Source organism: Candidatus Marimicrobium litorale, from assembly GCF_026262645.1.
Classification (GTDB): Bacteria; Pseudomonadota; Gammaproteobacteria; order Pseudomonadales; family Halieaceae; genus Marimicrobium; species Marimicrobium litorale.
Window position 1 is genome coordinate 2,393,643 of sequence record NZ_SHNO01000001.1, and the last position, 20,785, is coordinate 2,414,427.

Below are 20,785 nucleotides of genomic sequence, written 5' to 3' on the forward strand. Positions count from 1 at the left end.
ACAAAGACGTCCGGGAACTACGCATGTCGGATACTCGACACTTTTTAACACTGCTAGATTTCAGCTCTCAGGAGCTGAGGCAGTTACTCGCCCGGGCCGCGGAGATGAAACGGGCCCATTGCGCGGGCGACGACCAGCGGGATTTTCCCGGGGTCACTCTGGGAATGATATTTGCGAAGTCTTCCACTCGCACCCGGGTCTCCTTCGAGGCGGGTATGACACAGTTGGGCGGCCACGCTCTCTTTCTTTCGCCGGACGACACTCAGCTGGGACGGGGCGAACCGGTTGAAGACAGCGCCCGGGTGATTTCCGCCATGGTGGATATTGTCATGATTCGCACTTACGGGCACGATATCGTCGAACGCTTCGCGGCTCATTCCAACGTGCCCGTCATCAATGGTCTGACCGATGATTTTCACCCCTGCCAACTGCTGGCGGATATGCAAACCTGGTTCGAACACCGGGGCGATATCGCAGGCCGCAGCGTGTGCTGGGTAGGCGACGGTAATAATATGTGCCAGTCCTATATCAATGCGGCCCGCCAGTTCGATTTCGAACTGCGCATCGCGTGCCCACCCACCTTTGAGCCTGACAAACGACTACTCGACGCAAACAGCGACCGGGTGCACATCGAACACGACCCGACAGTCGCCGTCCGGGGTGCCGACCTGGTCGTCACCGATGTGTGGGCGTCTATGGGCCAGGAAAACGAGCAAACCAGACGCGCTGCGCTGTTCGCACCTTACCAGGTCAATGCGGAGCTGATGAGCCACGCCGCCGGCGACGCGCTCTACATGCACTGCCTGCCCGCCCATCGAGGCGAGGAAATCAGTGCAGAACTGATGGATGCGCCCGATACTGTGATCTGGGACGAGGCAGAGAACCGGCTGCACGCGCAGAAAGCGCTGATGGAAACGTTACTTCTCGCCAATCGTCACTGACTGCCGCGTCAACGCCGCCGGCCAAACGGACCCGGCGGCCCTGCGCGCTACTCGGAGCACATTACTCATGCGCGCGACGCTGCTATAGCGGCCGCACAGGTCAGATTCAGGCAGGTTATCCTCAGCGAATCGCCTGCGCTGGGGATGAGTTGAAATTCTTTTTAGCTATATGCAGAGTATTTGTTATAAAAATTAATTTTTTCGCCGGCCGCAGCGCATCATTCTCAAGTCCTTTTGGCCGCAGCCACGCAGATAAAGGGCTCTCGGGTTAGCAGGCGCAGACTCACCGTCCTTTCAACAAGTTATCCACAAAATAAACCCAGCCTCATACCCTTGCATTGAGCGCGAACGCGCATTATCTTGTACTTGAGTGAAGCATATACCCCTATATGTTGGGTATAGCGGCTAAAAAACGAACAAAAAAAGACACTACAATTAGCCGTCGAAGCAGGGATACCCTCCCGACAACCACCTCGCGGGTCTTGCACTCCGCGGTTATTGTGTCGCGGAATCAGGACCTTTGCCAAGCGGATAACTAACAACAAACGCCGGCACTTCGGAGACTATATGCAGACAGATACCACCCCCGGCGGCACTGCCGCCGAAGCGACCACCCCAGCTCATCAGGCCGGCGTCAGCAGCGCGATCGCCGCAACCGCCCCCGGACAACTGCGCGTCATCAAGCGCAATGGCACAGTGGTGCCCTTCGAGGCCAGCAAAATCTCTGTGGCCATTACCAAGGCATTTCTCGCCGTAGAAGGCGGCACGGCGGCGGCCTCCAGCCGTATTCACGAGACGGTCGCCCAGCTAACCGACATGGTGGAGGCGATTTTCATGCGTCGTATGCCATCCGGCGGCACCATTCACATGGAGGATATTCAGGACCAGGTTGAACTGGCCCTGATGCGCTCCGGCGAGCACAAGGTCGCACGGGATTATGTCATCTACCGAGAGCAGCAGGCGCAAAAGCGCGCCGCCAAGCTGGCCTTACCTCCCGCCATCCAGCAAGTGGCCAACAGCATTTCTGTGGTTCAGGCAGATGGCAGCAAGGCTCCGCTGGACATCGACAGACTGCATACGATCGTGAGCGAGGCCTGCTTTGAGCTGTCAGACGTCAGCGAAGCAGAAATCCTCGATGAGGCCCTGAAGAACCTCTATGACGGGGTAAGCCAGGCAGAACTCAGCACCTCTCTGGTTATTACCGCGCGCACCCTCATCGAGCAGGAACCCAATTACACGTTTGTCGCCGCTCGCCTGTTGTGCGACAACCTGCGCAGCGAGGCCCTGAATTTCCTCGGCATTGCCAACAGCGCAACCCAGCACGACATGGCCGCACTTTACGCCAGAGCACTGCCCGCCTACATCGATAGAGGTATAGAACTTGAATTGGTGGCGCCGACCCTGCGGGATTTCGACCTACAACGCCTGGGCGATGCCTTGTTGCCCGAACGCGACCTGCAGTTCACCTACCTCGGCTTGCAGACCCTGTACGACCGCTATTTTATTCATAGCGACGACACCCGTATCGAACTGCCGCAGATTTTCTTCATGCGCGTTGCCATGGGCCTTGCCGTGGAAGAAACGGACAAGAACGCACGGGCCATTGAGTTCTACGAGTTGCTGTCGTCCTTCGACTACATGAGCTCTACCCCAACCCTGTTTAATGCCGGCACCCTGCGTCCGCAACTGTCATCCTGCTACCTGACTACTGTACCGGACGACCTGCACGGCATCTACGGCGCCATTCAGGACAATGCCATGCTCTCCAAGTTCGCCGGAGGCCTCGGTAATGACTGGACACCGGTACGAGCATTGGGGGCTTATATTAAAGGCACCAACGGCAAATCGCAGGGCGTCGTGCCCTTCCTCAAGGTGGTCAACGATACCGCCGTAGCGGTAAACCAGGGCGGCAAACGCAAAGGCGCCGTGTGCGCCTATCTGGAAACCTGGCATCTGGACATCGAGGAGTTCGTGGAATTGCGCAAGAACACCGGTGACGACCGCCGCCGCACCCATGATATGAACACTGCTAACTGGATTCCCGACCTGTTTATGAAACGGGTTTTTGAGGACGGCGACTGGACCCTGTTTTCGCCCAATGATGCTCCTGATCTGCATGACCTTTACGGCACGGCTTTCGAGAAGCGCTACAACGAATACGAGGCCATGACACACGACGGCAGCATGAAGCTATACAAGACAGTGAAGGCACAGAATCTGTGGCGCAAAATGTTGGGCATGTTGTTTGAAACCGGCCATCCCTGGATGACCTTTAAAGATCCCTGCAACCTGCGATCACCGCAGCAGCACGTGGGCGTAGTTCACTCCTCAAACCTGTGTACCGAGATCACTCTGAATACCAACAAGGACGAAATCGCGGTCTGCAACCTGGGCTCCGTCAATCTGCCCCAGCACATCGACGAAAACGGCCTTAATCTCGAGAAATTACAGAAGACCGTGCGCACGGCAGTGCGCATGCTCGACAACGTGGTCGACATCAATTACTACTCCGTGCCTCAGGCAAAGAACTCCAACCTGCTGCATCGCCCAGTGGGCCTCGGTCTGATGGGATTCCAGGATGCCCTGTACAAGCAGCACATAGCCTACGGCTCAGGGGGAGCAGTCGAATTCGCCGATCGCTCAATGGAAGCCATCAGCTACTACGCCATCCAGTCTTCCAGCGAGCTCGCTGAGGAACGGGGTGCCTACTCCAGCTACGAGGGCTCACTTTGGAGCCAGGGCATCTTCCCGCTGGACTCACTGGACAAGTTGATCGCCGAACGCGGCGAGCAATACATTCAGGTAGACAAGTCTCATACGCTGGACTGGGATGGCTTGCGTGACATGGTGAAAGCCCGCGGCATGCGCAATTCCAATGTGATGGCCATTGCGCCAACAGCCACTATCGCCAACATCACCGGCGTATCGCAGTCTATCGAGCCCACCTACCAGAACCTGTACGTAAAATCGAACCTGTCGGGAGAATTCACCGTAGTTAACCCTTACCTGGTCAGTGATTTGAAGGCCAAGGGGCTGTGGGACTCTGTTATGGTTAACGACCTCAAATACTACGACGGCAGCGTACAGTCGATCGACCGGATACCGGAAGAGCTGAAAGCTATTTACGCTAACGCTTTTGAGGTAGAACCTCGCTGGCTGGTGGAATCCGCCAGCCGTCGACAGAAGTGGATCGACCAGGCGCAATCGCTGAATCTTTACATTAACAATGCCAGCGGTAAGAAACTGGATATCACTTATCGCATGGCCTGGCTGTGTGGACTGAAAACCACCTACTACCTGCGCTCACTGGCGGCAACCGGCACGGAGAAGTCCACCATCGACACCGGCACGTTGAACGCGGTATCCAGTGAAAGTGGAGCCGAAAGCGGCCCGGCAGCGGTACCCGCAGCCTGCTCGCTGGACGACCCAGACTGCGAGGCCTGCCAATAAGCAAGTTTTCGGACATTACATAAACAACATCAATAACGGCAACCAGGAAGTAAGACACATGTTGAGTTGGGATGATTACCATACAGACGAAGCAATACCGACAAACACCTCAGCCTCGATGCAAAACACGGCTGAAGTAATTGCAGCGCCGGAGGCGGCAACATCTGCGGCAATCAGGACGGAACCAGCCGCGGCCAAAGCCGCGCTGGTAGTCGACATACCCGAACCGGTTGAGACGATTGTCGAAACTGCGAAAAGCGAGCCGGGTGTGGCGAGCAGGTCGTCAGAAGCGCTGGATGATCTCGATGTCGCAGCCGGCCTCGAAGAGCTGGAAATGGGTGCTGCACGCTTATCGGTGGACGAAAAGGCAATGATCAACTGTCGTGCCGATCTGAACCAGCTCGTGCCTTTCAAGTATGACTGGGCATGGCAGAAATACATTGACGGTTGCGCCAATCACTGGATGCCACAGGAGGTCAACATGACCGCGGACGTGGCCACCTGGAAAAATCCCGAGGGCCTCACAGATGACGAGCGCCGCATCGTCATGCGCAACCTGGGCTACTTCTCTACCGCTGACTCCCTGGTAGCAAACAACCTGGTGCTGGCTATTTATCGCCTGATCACCAATCCCGAATGCCGGCAGTATCTGTTACGTCAGGCCTTCGAGGAAGCCATTCATACCCACGCTTACCAGTACTGCATTGAGTCGCTGGGTATGGACGAGGGTGAGGTATTCAATATGTACCGGGAAGTCCCGTCTGTCGCCCGTAAAGCGGCCTGGAGCCTGAGCCATACCCACTCTCTGTCGGACCCAAACTTTAAAACCGGCACGCAGGAGACAGACCAGGAACTGCTGCGCAACCTGATAGGCTTTTACGGCGTTACCGAGGGTATCTTCTTTTATTGCGGCTTCACCCAAATTCTCTCCATGGGGCGTCGTAACAAGATGACCGGCGTAGCAGAACAGTTCCAGTACATCCTGCGGGATGAATCCATGCACCTCAACTTCGGGATTGACGTAATCAATCAAATAAAACTGGAGAACCCCCATCTGTGGACATCGGAATTCCAGGAAGAGGCGGTGCAGATGATCCTGGAAGGCACACAACTGGAAATCGAATACGCCCGTGACACTATGCCGACCGGTGTACTGGGGATGAACGCTGCGATGATGGAGGAGTACCTGCACTTCATCGCGAACCGGCGTCTTTCTCAACTAGGGCTGCCGGAGCAATACGCAGGCGCGCAAAATCCTTTCCCATGGATGTCGGAAATTATGGATCTGCGTAAAGAAAAGAACTTTTTTGAAACACGGGTGATCGAGTACCAGACAGGCGGCGCCCTGACCTGGGATTAGACGCAACGGGGCCGCGCGACCAGGCGGCCCTAAAATTACTGATTATGCTGAGAACTAAAGCCCCAAAAAGACCCAAGAGGACTCTCACATGGCTACTAGCGATAAGAACCCGTCAGAAACAGAAACCATCCTCATGGCACTGGATCAGATCAGCCAAACCATCGATGTGATGAACAGTGTAGTCGGCCGACTGCGTAACTACATGAACGAGCAACAGGCCGCCGCAGCAGAAAAACAACCTGAACTGCACGCAGAATTGCAGGCTGACCGCACACTCCACTAGGATCGAGCAAAACACACTGGCCAGCCTGGGGAACGCGCCAGAGTTGTTGTTCACAGTCGCCACGCGGCGGCATTCGCGTCTCTCCAAAGATGGCGAGTCAGATTGGCGAGCAATTCCACAGCTACCCCTGTCTGGTCTTACGCCTTCACCTAGCTTGCCACTGGAGCCGCGGATAATTCATGAATCCCAAGCTCAAACATAACCTGACACTCCTGATCTGTCTGGGCCTGCTGTTTTCTATACCCATCGTCGGCAAAACCTGGTCCGCCCACGGCATGGCCCCTGCCCTGGGAACTGCGATACTGGTAGTAATTTCCACTCTTTTGGGACCGCTAGCTTTCCTCGTGGGAAGCCTCGTCGATACCGGGTTCGTCAATACCTCCTATCTCACTACTAGCAAGGAGCTCGCGCTTCTGCTTGGCACCGGCACCCTGCTGTTTCTGGGCTGGATTTACTTGCTTTTCCGGCGCTCTGCACGCTCTACTATGGTATTTTTACTCGTCACGAGCTGGGCACTCCTCGGTGTATCCTTTTGCATCGTCATTGTGTTCACACACACTACCTGAGCACCCCCTGTCTCCACACCGGTGATACGACTGAAACAAGGATGCCTTCATGCTGATTAGACGCTACCAACACGTCGATCGCCGGCCCCTGATTGACCTGTGGGCCCAGGTGTTTAACGACCAACAACCCCACAACTCGTCCGCACGGATGATTGATGCCAAACTGGCCGTTGACGATCTCATCTTTTTGGCACTACTAGACAAGCAGGTCGTCGGTGGATGCATGGCAGGCTAAGATGGACACAGGGGCTGGCTTTATGCTGTCGCCGCACTGCCACAACACCGGCGCAATGGCGCCGGGGCCGCACTGGTAAAAGACACTATCGCGGCTCTCAAATCGCTAGGTTGTATCAAGATCAATTTACAGATACGTTCGCATAACAGGCAGGTAGCCGACTTCTATCAGGCTCTGGGTTTTAACATTGAGGATCGTCTGAGCATGGGCACCCTTATCACATGACTAGGCTCGCAGCCTCTCCCGAACGAGCATGAAGCACTTCATCCTGTGGGACAACGACGGCGTTCTGGTCGATACTGAACACTGGTATTTCACCGCTACACAGCGCGCACTAGCTGAAATCAACGTCACCCTCGAGAAAAAAACGTATCTGGAGCGCATGGTTCACGGCGCCTCCAGCTGGGACTTGGCCATTGAGCAGGGAATCGACGAGGGACTGACCCGAGCACAACGCAGACGACGCGATACCTACTACCAAGAATATCTCGCACGGGAGAATATCCAAATCCCGGGCGTAGAAGCAGTGCTCGCAACGCTGGTAAAAACACACCAGATGGCGATCGTCACCACCTCAAGGCGGACGGATTTCAACCTTATACACCAGCGCCGCAACATAACGCACTACATGGATTTTGTGTTGGCCAGAGAAGACTACAAAAAGTCCAAGCCAGACCCTGAGCCCTATCTTGCCGGGCTTAAACGATTCGATGCGCGCCCGGAAGAGTGTCTGGTTGTTGAAGATTCCCAGCGAGGTTTACAGGCGGCCATCGCCGCCGGTATTGATTGCGCGATCGTGCACAACGCATTTACCGCCAGCCAAGATTTCAGTGGCGCAAGGTACCAAATTACATCGCTTGCTGAGCTACCCGGGATTCTATCGACCTAATCAGAACCGCCTTCCAGCAGGTTGCCATGGCACTGCAGATCCCTATCAATTGCGAGCCAGGGCAAGCCAAGTCCCTCTAGCCATTCGAGACCCTGTGACGCGGGTTTTAACATGGCAACGGTGGCTGCACTACCCGCCACCAGACATTGCTCAGCCAAAACACTCACCGCGACCAGGCCACCCACCGGCCACCCCGTGATGGGATTGAGGATATGACCATAGCGCACACCGTCAATCTCCATGCAGCGCTCGTAGTCGCCACTACTGGCTAATCCGCCCTGCGGCAAAATAACAGTGGCGGCGGCGCTGTCTCGTGCCCTTGGGTGCCGGATGCCTATCGGCCAGCCGGGTCCGTGCCGAGGTGGTCCTGCCGCCGCCATATCACCGGCGAGATCCACCAGCGCGCACTGGACACCGTGGCGCTGCAGCTGCGCTGCAGCGCTATCTGCAGCGTACTCTTTGACACAACCTCCGAAATCCAACTCCATGTCTTTTAACGGCAAACTGACGCCCTGTTCGTCCCACGTCACCTTGTCCCAGCCAACCAGCGGCAAGATGGCGTCAATCTCTGACTGTTCGGGCAGTCGCCCGGAGCGAAAGTCCCATGCACGACGAAGTACGCCGGAGGTAAGATCAAAGAGTCCGCCACTCTCGCGCCACACCGTGGTGGCGTAATGGAGTAAGCCCGCCGTCTCTGCGTCAACAGGAACCACCTCACCCGTGCCGGCGGCGAGGTTGATGCGGTTTGTCAGAGAGTCATCGAGGTACCGACTATACTTGCGCTCAAGACGTTCTACTTCAGCGACCGCCGCCGTGACCGCAGCGTCTGCAAGCCCGACGTCGTCAACCTCCATGCGAAAACGGACAGGGCCGCCCATCGCCTTAAAGCTGTGATCGACTCGCTGCACGACAGCGCGCTTACTTGAAGATGTAGTTCAGGCCTATGCCATAGCGCCAAAAATCCACCAGCCCAGGAGACTCTTCGCCACTGAACACGCCCCAACTCTCGTCTGTCTGGTAGCGCTCCGCGTCCACGGACACCTCCCAGTTCTGGATTTTGCGGCTTGCGCGCAGGCCATAAGAAAATGCACCAAAGGCAGAGAGGCGGTAATCATCGGCAAAATAACGCTGATCTCGTTGTGCCAGATTATTGAAAAATTCTGCTTCATGCTGCGTGTAATACCGAATAAACGGGGTGTACGTCACCGCGGACGAATAATCCCAGACCCAGGCCACGTCCAGCGTGTGGGATTGCACATCCCAGTCATCGTTAAAGTAGCGATAATCGACATGCAAGGCAGAGTTTTGCTCTTCAAAATAGCGTCTGTAGCCCCCACTCGCGACCCACTCCTTGCGCTCGTCCGGGCGGGAATCACGAAATTTATAAGGGTCGGTAAGAAAACCGTCGCGATAGGTATAACTCAGACCAAAGCGCACGATCGCGCGCTTACTGACAATGCGCGTAACGCCCGCCCATGCTGAGTAAATATCTTTGCTTGCGCTGGTGGTATTCGTAGGCACGGTGCCCTGTGTAGGATCTATATGGTCATCCGAATAACTGATTGCACCACTGTATGTGGTCATGCCATCAGCACTGTTGAAGGCCCCGTCAAAAGCGGCGGCCTTGGATTCGTAGTCATCCTCATCGGAATAGGTGAGGCTGAGGCCGCTATTGCCACGATCAAAATAGTAACGCGTAGTGACGCTCACCTCCGTACGGTTGTCCTCGATGCTGGCGCCACTCATGATGACCTTGGGATCACCGCTGGCACTCTCGCCAACAAACCAGGGCGACGCGCCGCTCATATCTTCCCAGGCGACATCCACAGCCACTGACCAGTCATCCAGCACAGGGGCCAACAAGTGAAACTGTGCAACATCAATATCGAAGCGTTGCCTGCTTGAGTCAGTAAAGCCGAAGGCCTTGTTCGCAGTAATGTCATCCTCTTTGTACTTGGAATACTGCATACCCGCTTCGGCGAATTCGGGTGGAGCATCTGCCTGCGCGCCTTGATACGCAGGCAGCAGCAGCGCGCTGGACGTCAGCGCCATTAGCGCCGGGTTGCGGTCGTTCTTATTAGTAGCCATCAGTTACACCCGCAACCGCCACCAGCGGCTCCTGCGCCGCCAGAGGAGGCCTCTTTGCTGGCGTAGATCTGGCTGCGCAGCCGCGCGTCCATGATGTTGGGTGTCCATTGCATTCCCTCTTTGGCGAGCAGACCCCGCTCCCACGGTTGTACGGTTTCACAACCGCACAGCAGCACAAGCACAAGACCAGCTACCGCAGTTTTGACAGTCATTTTTCTTCCCCCAACAGCGTCACTATCTTTGCGCGCAGTTTCTCTCCATCGCTTTTACGGTAACCCTGATGTACATCGCGCACCACGCCGTCCCTGTCAATGAGGTACCCCGTGGGCATACCAAGCACGCCATAAGCTGCAGGGGTTACGCCCTTCCCATCATGGACCACCGGGTAAGTGACGGGCACCTCCTCAAGAAAGGCTCTGGCGTCAGCTACCTGCTCATCGACACTGATCGCCAGGACCTCGAAGCCTCTTTCGCCCAGATCATCGCGCAATTGCTGAAGCTGGGGAAACGACACTCGGCAGGGGCCACACCAGGCTGCCCAGAAATCGACGTAAACCACCTTTCCCCGCAGGGAAGACAGGCTGATAGTCTCCTCGCCAACAACCGCAGGCAGGCTCAATTCTGGCGCCATCTCCCCGACAACAGCGGCAGCCTGCAACTGCAACGGCAGAAAAAGGCAAACCGCTATTAGCACGTGTTTCATCATCGCAATCATTCCTCAATCAAAAAAGACAGGCACTTCCTGGCGGTGCCGCCGTGATGCTGTAGAAGCCCTGATCCACAATTTTTTCCAGGCCGGCTGATATCGGCATCCGCCAACACGGTACCCGACCAGAACAAACAGTTGGGGCTGCACACACGTCAGAATTCGGGGACAGGGCACCATAAAGAGGCATCTATCAGACATTTCTCAATTTTTGTCTTATTGCTGAGCAAACTATCACATTCTTACGTTAGCGTCAGCCTGCCGCTGAACGTCAAAAATCACTCCTACGTACCTATCGATTCATTGCGGGCAGGCACCGCGCGACGAAAATACGTCTCGGCCATCAGAGCCACGTCACAGGTTCCCGGGAGTTTCGGGACCTTTTCCTGCATTTCGCCTATGGCCGGTAAGCATACGGCGTTAATCGACCATATCAAGAGTGAGGAGCAAACGACCCTCCCCGGTCAGAACCGCAGGCGACCGGTGAACGAGGCCGGCATTTTCATTACCCTCCCAGTGCTCTCCCTTGAGCAGCGCGACATGGCCGACGCCCAACTGCTGTATATCACTGGAATTTTCATAAAGGCCTGACTCAGCATCAGGCTTGCCCTGATTGCCCGCGCCAAGAACGGACCGATTTACGCACGTATGAGGTAACCATTGCGTTGCTGGACCCTGGTAAGTCGTCACCAATCGACAGGGGACATTATCAACATGAAATCTTGGACACATCGCACGATCGAGGACAGTCAAACGTAAGCCGGCTGTCTTTCGACCGAACAAGCAACAAAACATATCGACCAGTTCAGCCACATCGAGGCAGAATTCCTCTGTATCTGAAATATGCAAAGACTTTGCTATACAGGTCGCCGCGCGCTTTGGTGCTAGCGTTCTGGCGATTTGCAGCGCACGCCCGGAGCGTAATATCGATTCCACTTTAGACTCCAAGGTCTCGCTGAGTCTGCGCTGCCAAATGGCAATATTTATCTGTTCTCGATAAATGCCAGCAAGAGCAGACGCATTGTGGCTGCGGAACGCCGCGTCATACTCGTCTTTGCCAGGTGAACAGCGATGGGTGCTTCGGGGCTGAACCGCTGATGCGGGCCTCACTGGCTCAACTCCCATACGGGGAATGGGTCCTCCAACGCATACCAGTAGTCCTTGCCACGGAGCAGTTCATCCTCAGTCAACAAACAGCCGTCGAGCGCCGCGGTGATCTCGTCCTCATCGAGACCCTGGCCAATGAACACCAATTCCTGGCGCATATCACCGAAGGGTTCCACCCACTTTTCCTTAATCGACGATAAATAGTCGTCATCGCTCGGCCATTGGCTCTCTGGAACCGCCTTCCAAAACATCCCACCAAAACCATAGTGCGCGATACCACCGGCCTGACTCCACTGACCGGCGTATTCCGGACGCGACGCCAACCAAAAGTATCCCTTGGAGCGAAGTAGCTTACCGTAGTCCTCTAGACTGTGAAGAAATGCATAAAACTTGGAAGGATAAAAGGGACGGCGAGCGACATAACTGAAACTACTAATACCGTATTCTTCCGTTTCCGGTACGTGCTCACCACGCATTTCCTTGAGCCAACCTGCCGCCTGTTGTGCCCGCTCGAACTCAAATAGGCCGGTATTGAGGATGTCGTCAATATCGACTTGGCCATCAATGATCGGAATAATGCGGGCCTCTGTGTTCAGCGTCGCCAGAATTGCAGTCAACTTGTTGATATCATCGTTTTTCACTAGATCAGTCTTACTAATGAGAATGACGTCAGAAAATTCCACCTGATCAACAAGCAAGTCGGCAACATTGCGTTGATCATCATCGTCAAGGAATTCGCCAGATTCCTGCAAGGACTGAGCTTCCCGATAATTTTGAAGAAAGTTGACTGCGTCCACGACCGTGACCATCGTATCTAGCGTGGCGACGTCAGAGAGTGAGACGCCATCTTCATCGGCAAAGGTAAACGTTTCAGCGATCGGCAGAGGTTCAGAGATGCCCGTTGATTCAATAAGCAAATAATCAAAACGGCCGTCCTGCGCTAATTCTGTAACTTCCTGCAATAGATCTTCACGTAGCGTGCAGCATATGCAGCCATTGCTCATCTCCACAAGTTTCTCTTCGCTACGATTCAGAGAAACCTCGCTTTGGATAATCTCTGAGTCGATATTGATATCACTCATATCATTGACAATCACTGCGACTCGCTTGCCCTCGCGGTTATTAAGAACATGACTCAATACGGTCGTTTTCCCGGCGCCTAGAAAGCCTGATAGAACCGTTACAGGCAGCGTTCGTTGCGATGAGTTCTGCATAATTAGATCACTCCAAATTGTCTGGCAAATATTGCAATACGAATGATTTTCTATCGCGCGCCGCCGGCCGTCATTGTCACTCTGAACATGGCTAGTTGCGGGTTAAACCCGCGGCCTCAGCAAAGTCGAGTTCCAACGCCGATACCACCATATTGAAATACTCCACCTCGGCTGTCGCCACATGGCCGTCGGCTTTCAACACCTCGATCAACGCGCTGACAAGGCGACAACGCTCGTACTTGGAGAATCTCAGGCCTACGCGAGAAATGTATCTCCCCAATGGGGCCGTCTCATATAACTTCGAATGGGCGGCGATACGGACGTCGCTGCTTTTGACTCGCTCCCCCAAATGCTCCTCCAGCACTCTCTGTACCACCTCGACCTCGGCGGGATGCGTATAAGCGTCGACATCGGTCGCACGCGCAAGCACCATAAGCATAAACTCCCGATAGACCTCAGCGTCAGCCTTCACTTCTGTGCCTACTCCGAAAATCTTCTTGACCTGAATCAAATCACCCAAAGCCATGGCTCATTCCTTTATTGAGTGGGTACAGAATGCAAACGGGATACATTAATCAGGGTTCACGCTTGCGAAATTGACAAATCAGCAATCGATGCTGAACAGCACACGTATTCTTCCCGAGTCTGCAATCGGCGGCGAGCGATGCACCTGGCCAGAGCTAATATTTTTTGGATCGCCTCTTAGGATACCAACCCAGAAGGTCTCGAATCGAGATGCCTCCCCGAAACGCATGACCTCGCTGTTAGGGCGACATCTCACCAGTGCCTCTCGATCAACCTGCGCATCGGTCAACCACTCTGTCCCCGGCCCCTGATAGGTGCATAGCAAGCGCAAATACACGCGATCAAGATGAAAACGGCGGCAATCGTCACTGTCTGTTGTCAGGAGACGAAATTGTAACTCTCGACCTTCACTGACTGTCGAGAATATAGAGATCAGACGGAGCATATCGGCACGCAGACTTTGGAACGCCATAGGATCAAGACCTTGCTCCCGCAATAGCCCGCTCACGTCGGTATCAAATGAAAAGCGCGATGTCGCTTGGCGTATATTTTGAAGGTCTGAGGCAGACAAATTTTGAATTTCTTGAACAATCGATGCCTCTACTGGGCGACGCCAGAGACTCAGGTCCGTACCAGGCTCCGTAACCTTTTGCAGCACCCCAGCATCATCGCCGATTTGCTGACATGAAGGCGGGTCAATAAGTCCCTGCTGGCTAGCAGTTTGTTGCATAAGGTAATAGCTCCTGAGTTGACGTATTTTGTGCTCATAAGGCCATATTGCTCCAGCAGCGCGGTGAACCCAGCCGGAGGCTATTTGCTCCCAGCCGACTCGCCACTAAAATCTTGTCGATCTCGCCTCGAGGCAGCGGGAGCAACCACGGCAGCAATGCCTGCTTTGGATAAGACCTGATGTTTGCGAAACAGCGAGACGAGTCAGCCTTATATAACCAAACAGGTGGTGCTCGTTGCATACAACTCCGGCGTGGGATGTGATGCGCTGACCCGGCGAAACATCATCACTCTGCAGGGCCTCTTTTCGCAGATTAGCATAATGATATGTTACATCATATCTATTATATAGAATAACCCGAAAACGTCATACTGACAGGTCGCGAATCACCCGGTTACTGCCCGAATAGGCGCCGGTATATCAAGAGTTTTAAAGTCATTTGACCCAGGGCGACCAGCGCACCTCCCTCTCAGAAAGTGCTGTGTTCAAATTCGGGCGCGGCCGCGCGCGCTTGGCTTGCAGTAACTCCTGATCCATAACCGCGGCCCCGGATCGATACGCCCGACAGGGTGGGCGGCTCAGCGATAGCGCTAGGCGCATTGATTATCAGCCCTTATAATGCCGTCATGTCCCCAGCCCGGCCACATAGATACCGCGTATTAACCGCGTTTGCCTCCCTGGCTTTGCTACTGCGGATAGTGATTCCGGTTGGCTTTATGCCGTCCGGCATCAGCGGGGGCTGGTATCTGGAGCTCTGTCCGGACGGCATGCCAGAACACGTTATGGTCGCGCTCTATGGCGAGCACCATGCCCACCATGGGGCAGCCAGTGACAACCTGTTCTTCGAGTGTGACTACGGTAATGGCGCCACTGGCGCATTCGCGCTCGATTGTCAGCATAACGATCCGGGCATTGTGCCGCTGCCCAGTCCACTTTTATCGTTCGATTCGATACAACACCCCACTGCGCGTTTGTCCGGATTCCAGTCACGCGCCCCGCCCGCCGTTGTTCGTTATCCAGCCAACCTGACATAACGTCCACACAACGGAGTTACTGTATGAAACATCGCTTCACCGCTTGCGCGGTAATGCTTGTCGCCTGCGCGACGGCAAATGCCGACCTAAGGCCGGACACCCATGCACCCATTACCGTCATGGGTGACCACATACACCAGAAAGGGGAATTAATGTTCTCCTATCGCTACATGCACATGTCGATGAAAGACAACCGCGACAGCACATCCCGGATGTCACCAGAAGAAATCGTAACAACGGTGCCGAATCGTTTCGCCAACCCACCGATGATGCCGCCGACACTGCGGGTCGTGCCCACCAAGATGACGATGGACATGCACATGCTGGGAGTCATGTACGCCCCCACCGACCGCCTCACCCTCATGGGTATGGCCAACTACCAAACGAAGGACATGACACACATTACGTTCGCAGGGCCCATGGGCACTGAGCGTTTGGGAAAATTTAAAACCAGCACAGAGGGTTTTGGAGACACCTCGGTCTCCGCACTGTATGGCCTGTCTCCTGCCGGCGCCGGACATCAGTGGCACGCCACTTTCGGTGTATCGCTTCCAACCGGCAGCCAAGATGAGGAGGGGCGTGTACTCACCCCTAAAAATACTCAGCCAAAGATTCGATTGCCCTATCCGATGCAACTTGGCAGCGGCACCTACGACCTGATTACGGGCCTCACCTATGCATCGACAGCCGCGGCCTGGGGCTGGGGATCACAACTGGGCGCCATAACAAGGCTAGGCGATAATGACGAGGGATACACCCTGGGTAACGAATACCACCTCAAAAGCTGGCTCAGTTATCTGGCATCCAACTCCATCAGTATCTCTGGTCGCATCGGCATGTACGACCGAGGCAATATCGATGGCATTGACGCGCGCATCATGGCGCCCGTGCAAACTGCAGATCCAAGTCTGCAGGGTGGCCAGCGTATCGATCTGGGACTGGGAATGAATATGCTGCTACCCGCCAAAGGGCACCGGCTCGCATTTGAGGCCAGCCTCCCCGTCTATCAAAATCTGAACGGCCCACAGCTTGAGGTCGACTGGACCCTAACTATCGGCTGGCAATATTCGCCCTAGCGGGTTCCGCATTAACACCGGTGGCGCGCACAAGAGGAGCCACCGGTGTTCTTTCTAGCTGCCTAACCCTACACTTTCGCCGTCTCGTACTGGATAATCGAGGCATGGATAAGCGCACCGCAGCAGAACTCAACCGGCGCATGCTGGAGAACGTGAGGGCGAACCGCACGGACCTCGCATCGCAGGAGATTACAATTCCTGCTGAGTCATTCCAATCTCCGGAACGTCTCGCGCAGGAGCGCGCATCGCTATTTATTCACACCCCACAACCGGTAGCCTTCGCTGGTGAACTACCGGCACCCAACAGTTACCTCACACTGGATGTCCTGGACACACCCGTGCTGCTGACGCGCGATGAGGGCGGCGTGCTTCACGCCTTTATTAATGCCTGCGCTCACCGAGGGGCACCCGTTGCCAGTGGCAGCGGCGATGCGCGTGCACTGGTATGCCCTTTCCACGGCTGGTCCTTTACCACAGCAGGCAAGCTACGCGGCAGACCGGCGGACGCCTGCTTCAACGCCCCTACATCCGACACTGCCCTGCAGCCCCTGACGGTATGCGAACGTTCCGGTATCGTAATGGTCGGGGTGGATCCGGCTGTAACACAGGCACAGGTGGACAACAGTTTGTTCGAGATCGCCGACGAACTCGATGCACTGGGGCTGGCACACTTCAGGGCTCTCGACCGCCGCGAATACCGCGTGGCGGCAAACTGGAAGCTGGTCAACGATCTCAGCCTCGAGAGCTATCACTTCGCTACCCTGCATCGGGACAGCGTGGCGCAAATGTTGTCTCCTAGCGCGGTGTTCGATACGTTCGAGCGCCACAGCCGATGGGCCTTTCCGCTGAAATCGATAGAAGACCTGGCGGAGATGCCTGAAGAAAAGTGGCCCGAGTCTCTGCAGGGCTCCTGCACCTACACGTTGTATCCTGGCGTAATGTTACTGATCAACGCACTCGGCGCCCAGATGATCCGCGCCGAGCCGGGGGCTCACCCTGGTGAATCAGTCGTGAGTTACATCGGCATGCATGATCCGCACAGCGATCCGCAAGCGGCGCGACAGGCCTACGAATTTGGCGGCGACGTATTTGCACGGGAGGATTTGCCCATGGCCGAGGCCTGCCAGCGCGGTATTAATGCGAGTCATCGAGACCTTCCGCTGGGCAAGAACGAACCCCTCCTGCAGTTCTGGCATCAACTGTGGGACAAGGCGAACAACTAGACTCAGCCCAGTTGGCGTCGAAAGGGTGGCAGGGAATCGAGAATAGCGCGGCCATAGCGTCGGGTCAGGATACGTCGATCCATCAACGTAATTCTGCCGCTGTCTTCCTCGGTGCGGAGCAGGCGTCCGCTGGCCTGCACCAGCCGCAGAGCGGCATCCGGCACACTGATTTCCATAAAGGGGTTGCGCCCCTGATCTTCTACCCATTCCGCAAGAGCCGCCTCCAGGGGACTGTCCGGGACCGCAAAGGGAATTTTGGCAATAACGACGTGCCGACAGTAGTCGCCGGGCAAGTCGACGCCTTCGGCAAAACTGGCCAGACCAAAAATGACACTGCCCCTGCCCGCATCGACGGCTGCGCGATGCCGGCGCAGCAGTTCCTGTTTGCTGTAATCCCCCTGCATTAACACGCGGCCATCCAACTCACTACCCAGCCCCTCATAGACCTCGTGCATCTGACGACGCGAGGAGAAAAGCACAAGACTGCCCTCTTCTTCCTCCAGAATCTCCGGCAGCTGCTCGATGAGCGCCCTGGTATGAGCCGCAGCATCTCCCGGATCACAGTCCATAGCTGGCACCGCAAAAACTGCCTGATCGTAATTGAATGGGCTGCTCACAACCTTATAGATCGCATCCGGCGGCGCACCCGAGTGAAGCATGAAGCGGTCAAAGGAATTCAGCGCCGTCATAGTCGCGGAAGTCACCACCACGCCACCGGCCCTGGACCACAAGTACTCCTGCAAAATATCAGATGCCAACACCGGACTGCAGCGCATCTCAAAGCCCCCTTGCCCAGTGCCGGTCAGCAGAGTAATCCAGCGTGCCCTCGGTGGATTCTCATCTTCACCGCTCACGGCATAATCCTGCCATAACGCCAACGCGCCCTCCGCACGGCTTAGCATGCCTCCGATGTTGATATGCCATGTCTCAATATCCGCCTTGTCGAGACCGGCATGATCATCATCAATCGCTTCTTCCAGCACAGATTCCAGACGCGAAAGACCACTTTCCAGTTTCCGCAAGTGTCCCGCCACCGCTAATGCCACGATGACAAGGTCTTCCGGCACACGGCCTCGCTCGAGACGCACTTGCTGCTCCTCTGAGCCACTCTCCGGGGCCGCCTCGTCGAACAGGACGGTCAGTGTCTGCTCAGCCACCTCCAACGCCGCACTGGTATCTGACATTTCAGCGGGGAGGGTCTTTAATAGGGCTTTCACGCCAATCAGGCCTGACAGGGCTGGAGCCGCATTGAGCAGTGACTTGCTGCTGTCTTCCAACCAGGCAATTGTCGAGTGCAGTCGGCAGAAGCTGGCGAAGTGCGAAAGCGCTTTGTCAGGCAGGTGGTGTCCCTCATCAAAAATATAGATGCTCTCCTCAGGCGGCGGCAGAATCGCGCCGCCGCCCAGAGCCAGATCTGACAGCACCAGATCATGATTCGTAACAATAATGTCAGCGTTCTGCAATGCGTCCCGCGCCCGAAAAAAACTGCACTGGTTAATATGAGAGCAGCGTCTGCCGCTGCACTGGCTATGATCCGTGGTCACGCCGTACCAGACCGGCTCTGCAATACTCTCCGGCCAGTTATCACGATCTCCATCCCACTGACCGCGACCCAGCGCATCAAGCATGCCTTCATAGACGGGCAGGGCTTCGGCAGTAGCCGGGGCACCGACTTCATCCGGGTACAACGGAATGACCGAAGAAGCACCCTGGCCCTCGGCGATATGCCGGTCGAGTTTGGAGAGGCAGACGTAGCGTCTGCGACCTTTTGCCAACGCATAAGTGAAATTCATGCCACTGCTGCTCAGGATGTCAGGGAGGTCTTTGTTAACAAACTGTTCCTGCAGTGCCACCGTGGCAGTAGCCACGACCAGTCGCTTGTCCCGCGCCTGCGCGACAGGAATGGCGGAGACAGAATAGGCTATGGTTTTTCCGGTGCCAGTGCCGGCCTCAATCACGCAAACAGGCGGCAGGTCACTGCCCACCGCGCCGGGCCCAGGAATACGGCCCAGCGCGTTGGCAATTTCTGCGATCATCTGACGCTGCCCCCAGCGCGGCGTCAACGACCTGCTTTCCACAATGGCACTGTAGGCCTCGCGAATGCTGTCCTTGATCGCGTCGCTCAACAAGGGAAATTAATTACCGGTCAGGGCCAGTTTACTGGCCACCGCGTTGGCATAAATCCCAAGAGCATAGGATTGATGAGCGCGCGGAAGAGCGTCAATTCGCGCCTGAAACTGGTCTTCGCTGCAATCACCACCCTCGAGGTTCAGGTTATCGGGCACCGGCGCATCAGTGCCGTGCAACCGCCGGTGGGCGAAGAGGTTTGTTGGGTGCAGACAGTACTCACTGATGATTTGCCGATCCAGTTCTGTGGCCACCGCCTCCGGCGAATCGAGGCCCGCTCCGAGGGGCTTACCAAAGGACACGTGCACGCGCCCCTTATCACCGGCGATGCCGCGAGCGATGGAGGCGACATCCTCCTGCTCACCTTTATGGTAGATACCGTGCGTCGCTACCTCATAGAGCTCGCTAGCTTTCGAGGCATCACAGGGATCCAGTTCATAAGAGATCGCAACGGGCACAATACGCAGACTTTGGATGTGTTGGGCGAAACTCTGTGTCCGTTTGTTGCGGCTCATGGACAGCATTTTAATAATTACGGGCTCCGTGCGATCTACTCCGTCTTTGGCGCGACCCTCTCGCTGCGCAATCCACACCGGCGCTTGCTCCTCGGTGATCGAGTGCTGTATGTAACGCGACAGGTTCTTAGAGGCCGCCAGTAATTCCCGGGGCCCGCTCACCGAGCGTTTGACAATAAAACTCTTATTGAGGCGCATGAGATCCGACACCCACGGCGTAGTGAGCAAATTGTCACCGATCGCAATACGGACGGTCTCGCGCCCCCGGCTGTGCAGCACGTAATTAGTAAACGCCGGATCCATGGCGATATCCCGGTGGTTGCTGATAAAGAGATGGGCCTCGCCCGACTCAAGCGACTCCAGCCCGGACACCGTAAAGCCCCCGGTAGTGCTCTCGATCATGCGGGCCATATAGCCCCCAATGACGGTCTGCATGCCGCGCACATCTGACACAAAACGGAGTTCGCGCCCCAATGCGAAACGAACCAAGGGGCGCACCAGGGCGGGACAGGCCTTCGCCCAACCCCCCAGTCGATAAGCGCCCAGAGTATCGAGGAATTCCGGGTCACCGAGCAGGCGCGTGAGCACTGTCGCCACTTCGTCATCCTTATAGGGGCGAATATCTGCAAACGAGTCGGTCAAACCGGCAATCTCATTGGTAGGGGGCGCCCACCTTAGCGAAAATAACGCCACTAGTCATCCAGCAGATAAGACCG

General features: G+C 55.8%; 20 protein-coding genes and 1 pseudogene. 11 read left to right on the forward strand and 10 right to left on the reverse strand.

The annotated features are described in order from the left end of the window. Window positions 1–23: 23 nt before the first annotated feature. The 8 genes and pseudogenes from argF to EYC82_RS10730 all read left to right on the forward strand — a co-directional run bounded on the left by argF (window position 24) and on the right by EYC82_RS10730 (window position 7,724). The gene (gene argF / locus EYC82_RS10700) at window positions 24–941 is read left to right on the forward strand and encodes an ornithine carbamoyltransferase (protein ID WP_279249521.1); all 918 of its coding nucleotides are present in this window, start codon (window positions 24–26) and stop codon (window positions 939–941) included. A gap of 567 nt (window positions 942–1,508) precedes the next feature. Then, the gene (locus EYC82_RS10705) at window positions 1,509–4,391 is read left to right on the forward strand and encodes a ribonucleoside-diphosphate reductase subunit alpha (protein WP_279249522.1); all 2,883 of its coding nucleotides are present in this window, start codon (window positions 1,509–1,511) and stop codon (window positions 4,389–4,391) included. A gap of 58 nt (window positions 4,392–4,449) precedes the next feature. Continuing rightward, a complete protein-coding gene (locus tag EYC82_RS10710; protein ID WP_279249523.1) occupies window positions 4,450–5,751 on the forward strand; it encodes a ribonucleotide-diphosphate reductase subunit beta in 1,302 nt (433 codons plus the stop codon). An 88-nt stretch (window positions 5,752–5,839) separates the two neighbouring features. After that, window positions 5,840–6,034: a hypothetical protein gene (locus EYC82_RS10715; RefSeq protein ID WP_279249524.1), complete on the forward strand. Its 195-nt coding sequence runs from the start codon at window positions 5,840–5,842 to the stop codon at window positions 6,032–6,034. A gap of 179 nt (window positions 6,035–6,213) precedes the next feature. Further along, window positions 6,214–6,600, forward strand: a complete 387-nt coding sequence (locus tag EYC82_RS10720) for a hypothetical protein (protein WP_279249525.1) — start codon at window positions 6,214–6,216, stop codon at window positions 6,598–6,600. Window positions 6,601–6,649: 49 nt separating this feature from the next. Continuing rightward, the gene (locus tag EYC82_RS10725) at window positions 6,650–6,835 is read left to right on the forward strand and encodes a GNAT family N-acetyltransferase (RefSeq protein ID WP_279249526.1); all 186 of its coding nucleotides are present in this window, start codon (window positions 6,650–6,652) and stop codon (window positions 6,833–6,835) included. 15 nt (window positions 6,836–6,850) lie between these two features. Beyond that, a pseudogene (locus tag EYC82_RS18160) lies at window positions 6,851–7,060 on the forward strand (GNAT family N-acetyltransferase); the annotation flags it as partial. A gap of 28 nt (window positions 7,061–7,088) precedes the next feature. Further along, window positions 7,089–7,724 (forward strand): HAD family hydrolase, encoded by a 636-nt coding sequence (locus EYC82_RS10730; protein WP_279249527.1) that lies wholly within the window; start codon window positions 7,089–7,091, stop codon window positions 7,722–7,724. Here EYC82_RS10730 and EYC82_RS10735 read toward each other — a convergent pair. From EYC82_RS10735 to EYC82_RS10770, 8 genes are all read right to left on the reverse strand, one after another. Further along, on the reverse strand, window positions 7,721–8,632 hold the full coding sequence (locus tag EYC82_RS10735; RefSeq protein ID WP_279249528.1) for an FAD:protein FMN transferase: 912 nt from the start codon (window positions 8,630–8,632) through the stop codon (window positions 7,721–7,723). The two genes, EYC82_RS10730 and EYC82_RS10735, sit on opposite strands and share 4 nt — an antisense overlap. Before the next feature lie 10 nt (window positions 8,633–8,642). Then, on the reverse strand, window positions 8,643–9,812 hold the full coding sequence (locus EYC82_RS10740; RefSeq protein ID WP_279249529.1) for a DUF3570 domain-containing protein: 1,170 nt from the start codon (window positions 9,810–9,812) through the stop codon (window positions 8,643–8,645). Beyond that, window positions 9,812–10,024, reverse strand: coding sequence for a DUF4266 domain-containing protein (locus tag EYC82_RS10745; protein ID WP_279249530.1), 213 nt, complete (start codon window positions 10,022–10,024; stop codon window positions 9,812–9,814). The genes EYC82_RS10740 and EYC82_RS10745 overlap by 1 nt, the downstream gene beginning before the upstream one ends. Further along, a complete protein-coding gene (locus EYC82_RS10750) occupies window positions 10,021–10,518 on the reverse strand; it encodes a TlpA family protein disulfide reductase (RefSeq protein ID WP_279249531.1) in 498 nt (165 codons plus the stop codon). The genes EYC82_RS10745 and EYC82_RS10750 overlap by 4 nt, the downstream gene beginning before the upstream one ends. Window positions 10,519–10,938: 420 nt before the next feature. Then, on the reverse strand, window positions 10,939–11,643 hold the full coding sequence (locus EYC82_RS10755) for a DUF1826 domain-containing protein (protein ID WP_279249532.1): 705 nt from the start codon (window positions 11,641–11,643) through the stop codon (window positions 10,939–10,941). After that, window positions 11,625–12,839 carry a zinc metallochaperone GTPase ZigA gene (gene zigA / locus EYC82_RS10760; protein ID WP_279249533.1) on the reverse strand — a complete coding sequence of 405 codons (1,215 nt, stop codon included), beginning with the start codon at window positions 12,837–12,839 and terminating at the stop codon, window positions 11,625–11,627. The genes EYC82_RS10755 and zigA overlap by 19 nt, the downstream gene beginning before the upstream one ends. 91 nt (window positions 12,840–12,930) lie before the next feature. Beyond that, window positions 12,931–13,365 (reverse strand): TerB family tellurite resistance protein, encoded by a 435-nt coding sequence (locus EYC82_RS10765; protein ID WP_279249534.1) that lies wholly within the window; start codon window positions 13,363–13,365, stop codon window positions 12,931–12,933. Between the two features lie 78 nt (window positions 13,366–13,443). After that, window positions 13,444–14,094 (reverse strand): DUF1826 domain-containing protein, encoded by a 651-nt coding sequence (locus tag EYC82_RS10770; protein ID WP_279249535.1) that lies wholly within the window; start codon window positions 14,092–14,094, stop codon window positions 13,444–13,446. A 716-nt stretch (window positions 14,095–14,810) separates the two neighbouring features. Between EYC82_RS10770 and EYC82_RS10775 the strand changes: the two genes are divergently transcribed. From EYC82_RS10775 to EYC82_RS10785, 3 genes are all read left to right on the forward strand, one after another. Beyond that, window positions 14,811–15,128 carry a hypothetical protein gene (locus EYC82_RS10775; protein ID WP_279249536.1) on the forward strand — a complete coding sequence of 106 codons (318 nt, stop codon included), beginning with the start codon at window positions 14,811–14,813 and terminating at the stop codon, window positions 15,126–15,128. Window positions 15,129–15,151: 23 nt separating this feature from the next. Beyond that, a complete protein-coding gene (locus tag EYC82_RS10780; RefSeq protein WP_279249537.1) occupies window positions 15,152–16,204 on the forward strand; it encodes a transporter in 1,053 nt (350 codons plus the stop codon). Window positions 16,205–16,308: 104 nt separating this feature from the next. Then, window positions 16,309–17,427 (forward strand): aromatic ring-hydroxylating oxygenase subunit alpha, encoded by a 1,119-nt coding sequence (locus EYC82_RS10785; protein WP_279249538.1) that lies wholly within the window; start codon window positions 16,309–16,311, stop codon window positions 17,425–17,427. A 2-nt stretch (window positions 17,428–17,429) separates the two neighbouring features. Here the strand turns inward: EYC82_RS10785 and dinG are convergent, their stop codons facing one another. Both dinG and EYC82_RS10795 read right to left on the reverse strand, forming a co-directional pair. Then, the gene (gene dinG / locus EYC82_RS10790) at window positions 17,430–19,556 is read right to left on the reverse strand and encodes an ATP-dependent DNA helicase DinG (RefSeq protein WP_279249539.1); all 2,127 of its coding nucleotides are present in this window, start codon (window positions 19,554–19,556) and stop codon (window positions 17,430–17,432) included. A 6-nt stretch (window positions 19,557–19,562) separates the two neighbouring features. Then, window positions 19,563–20,711 carry a 1-acyl-sn-glycerol-3-phosphate acyltransferase gene (locus EYC82_RS10795; RefSeq protein ID WP_279249540.1) on the reverse strand — a complete coding sequence of 383 codons (1,149 nt, stop codon included), beginning with the start codon at window positions 20,709–20,711 and terminating at the stop codon, window positions 19,563–19,565. Window positions 20,712–20,785: the final 74 nt, after the last annotated feature.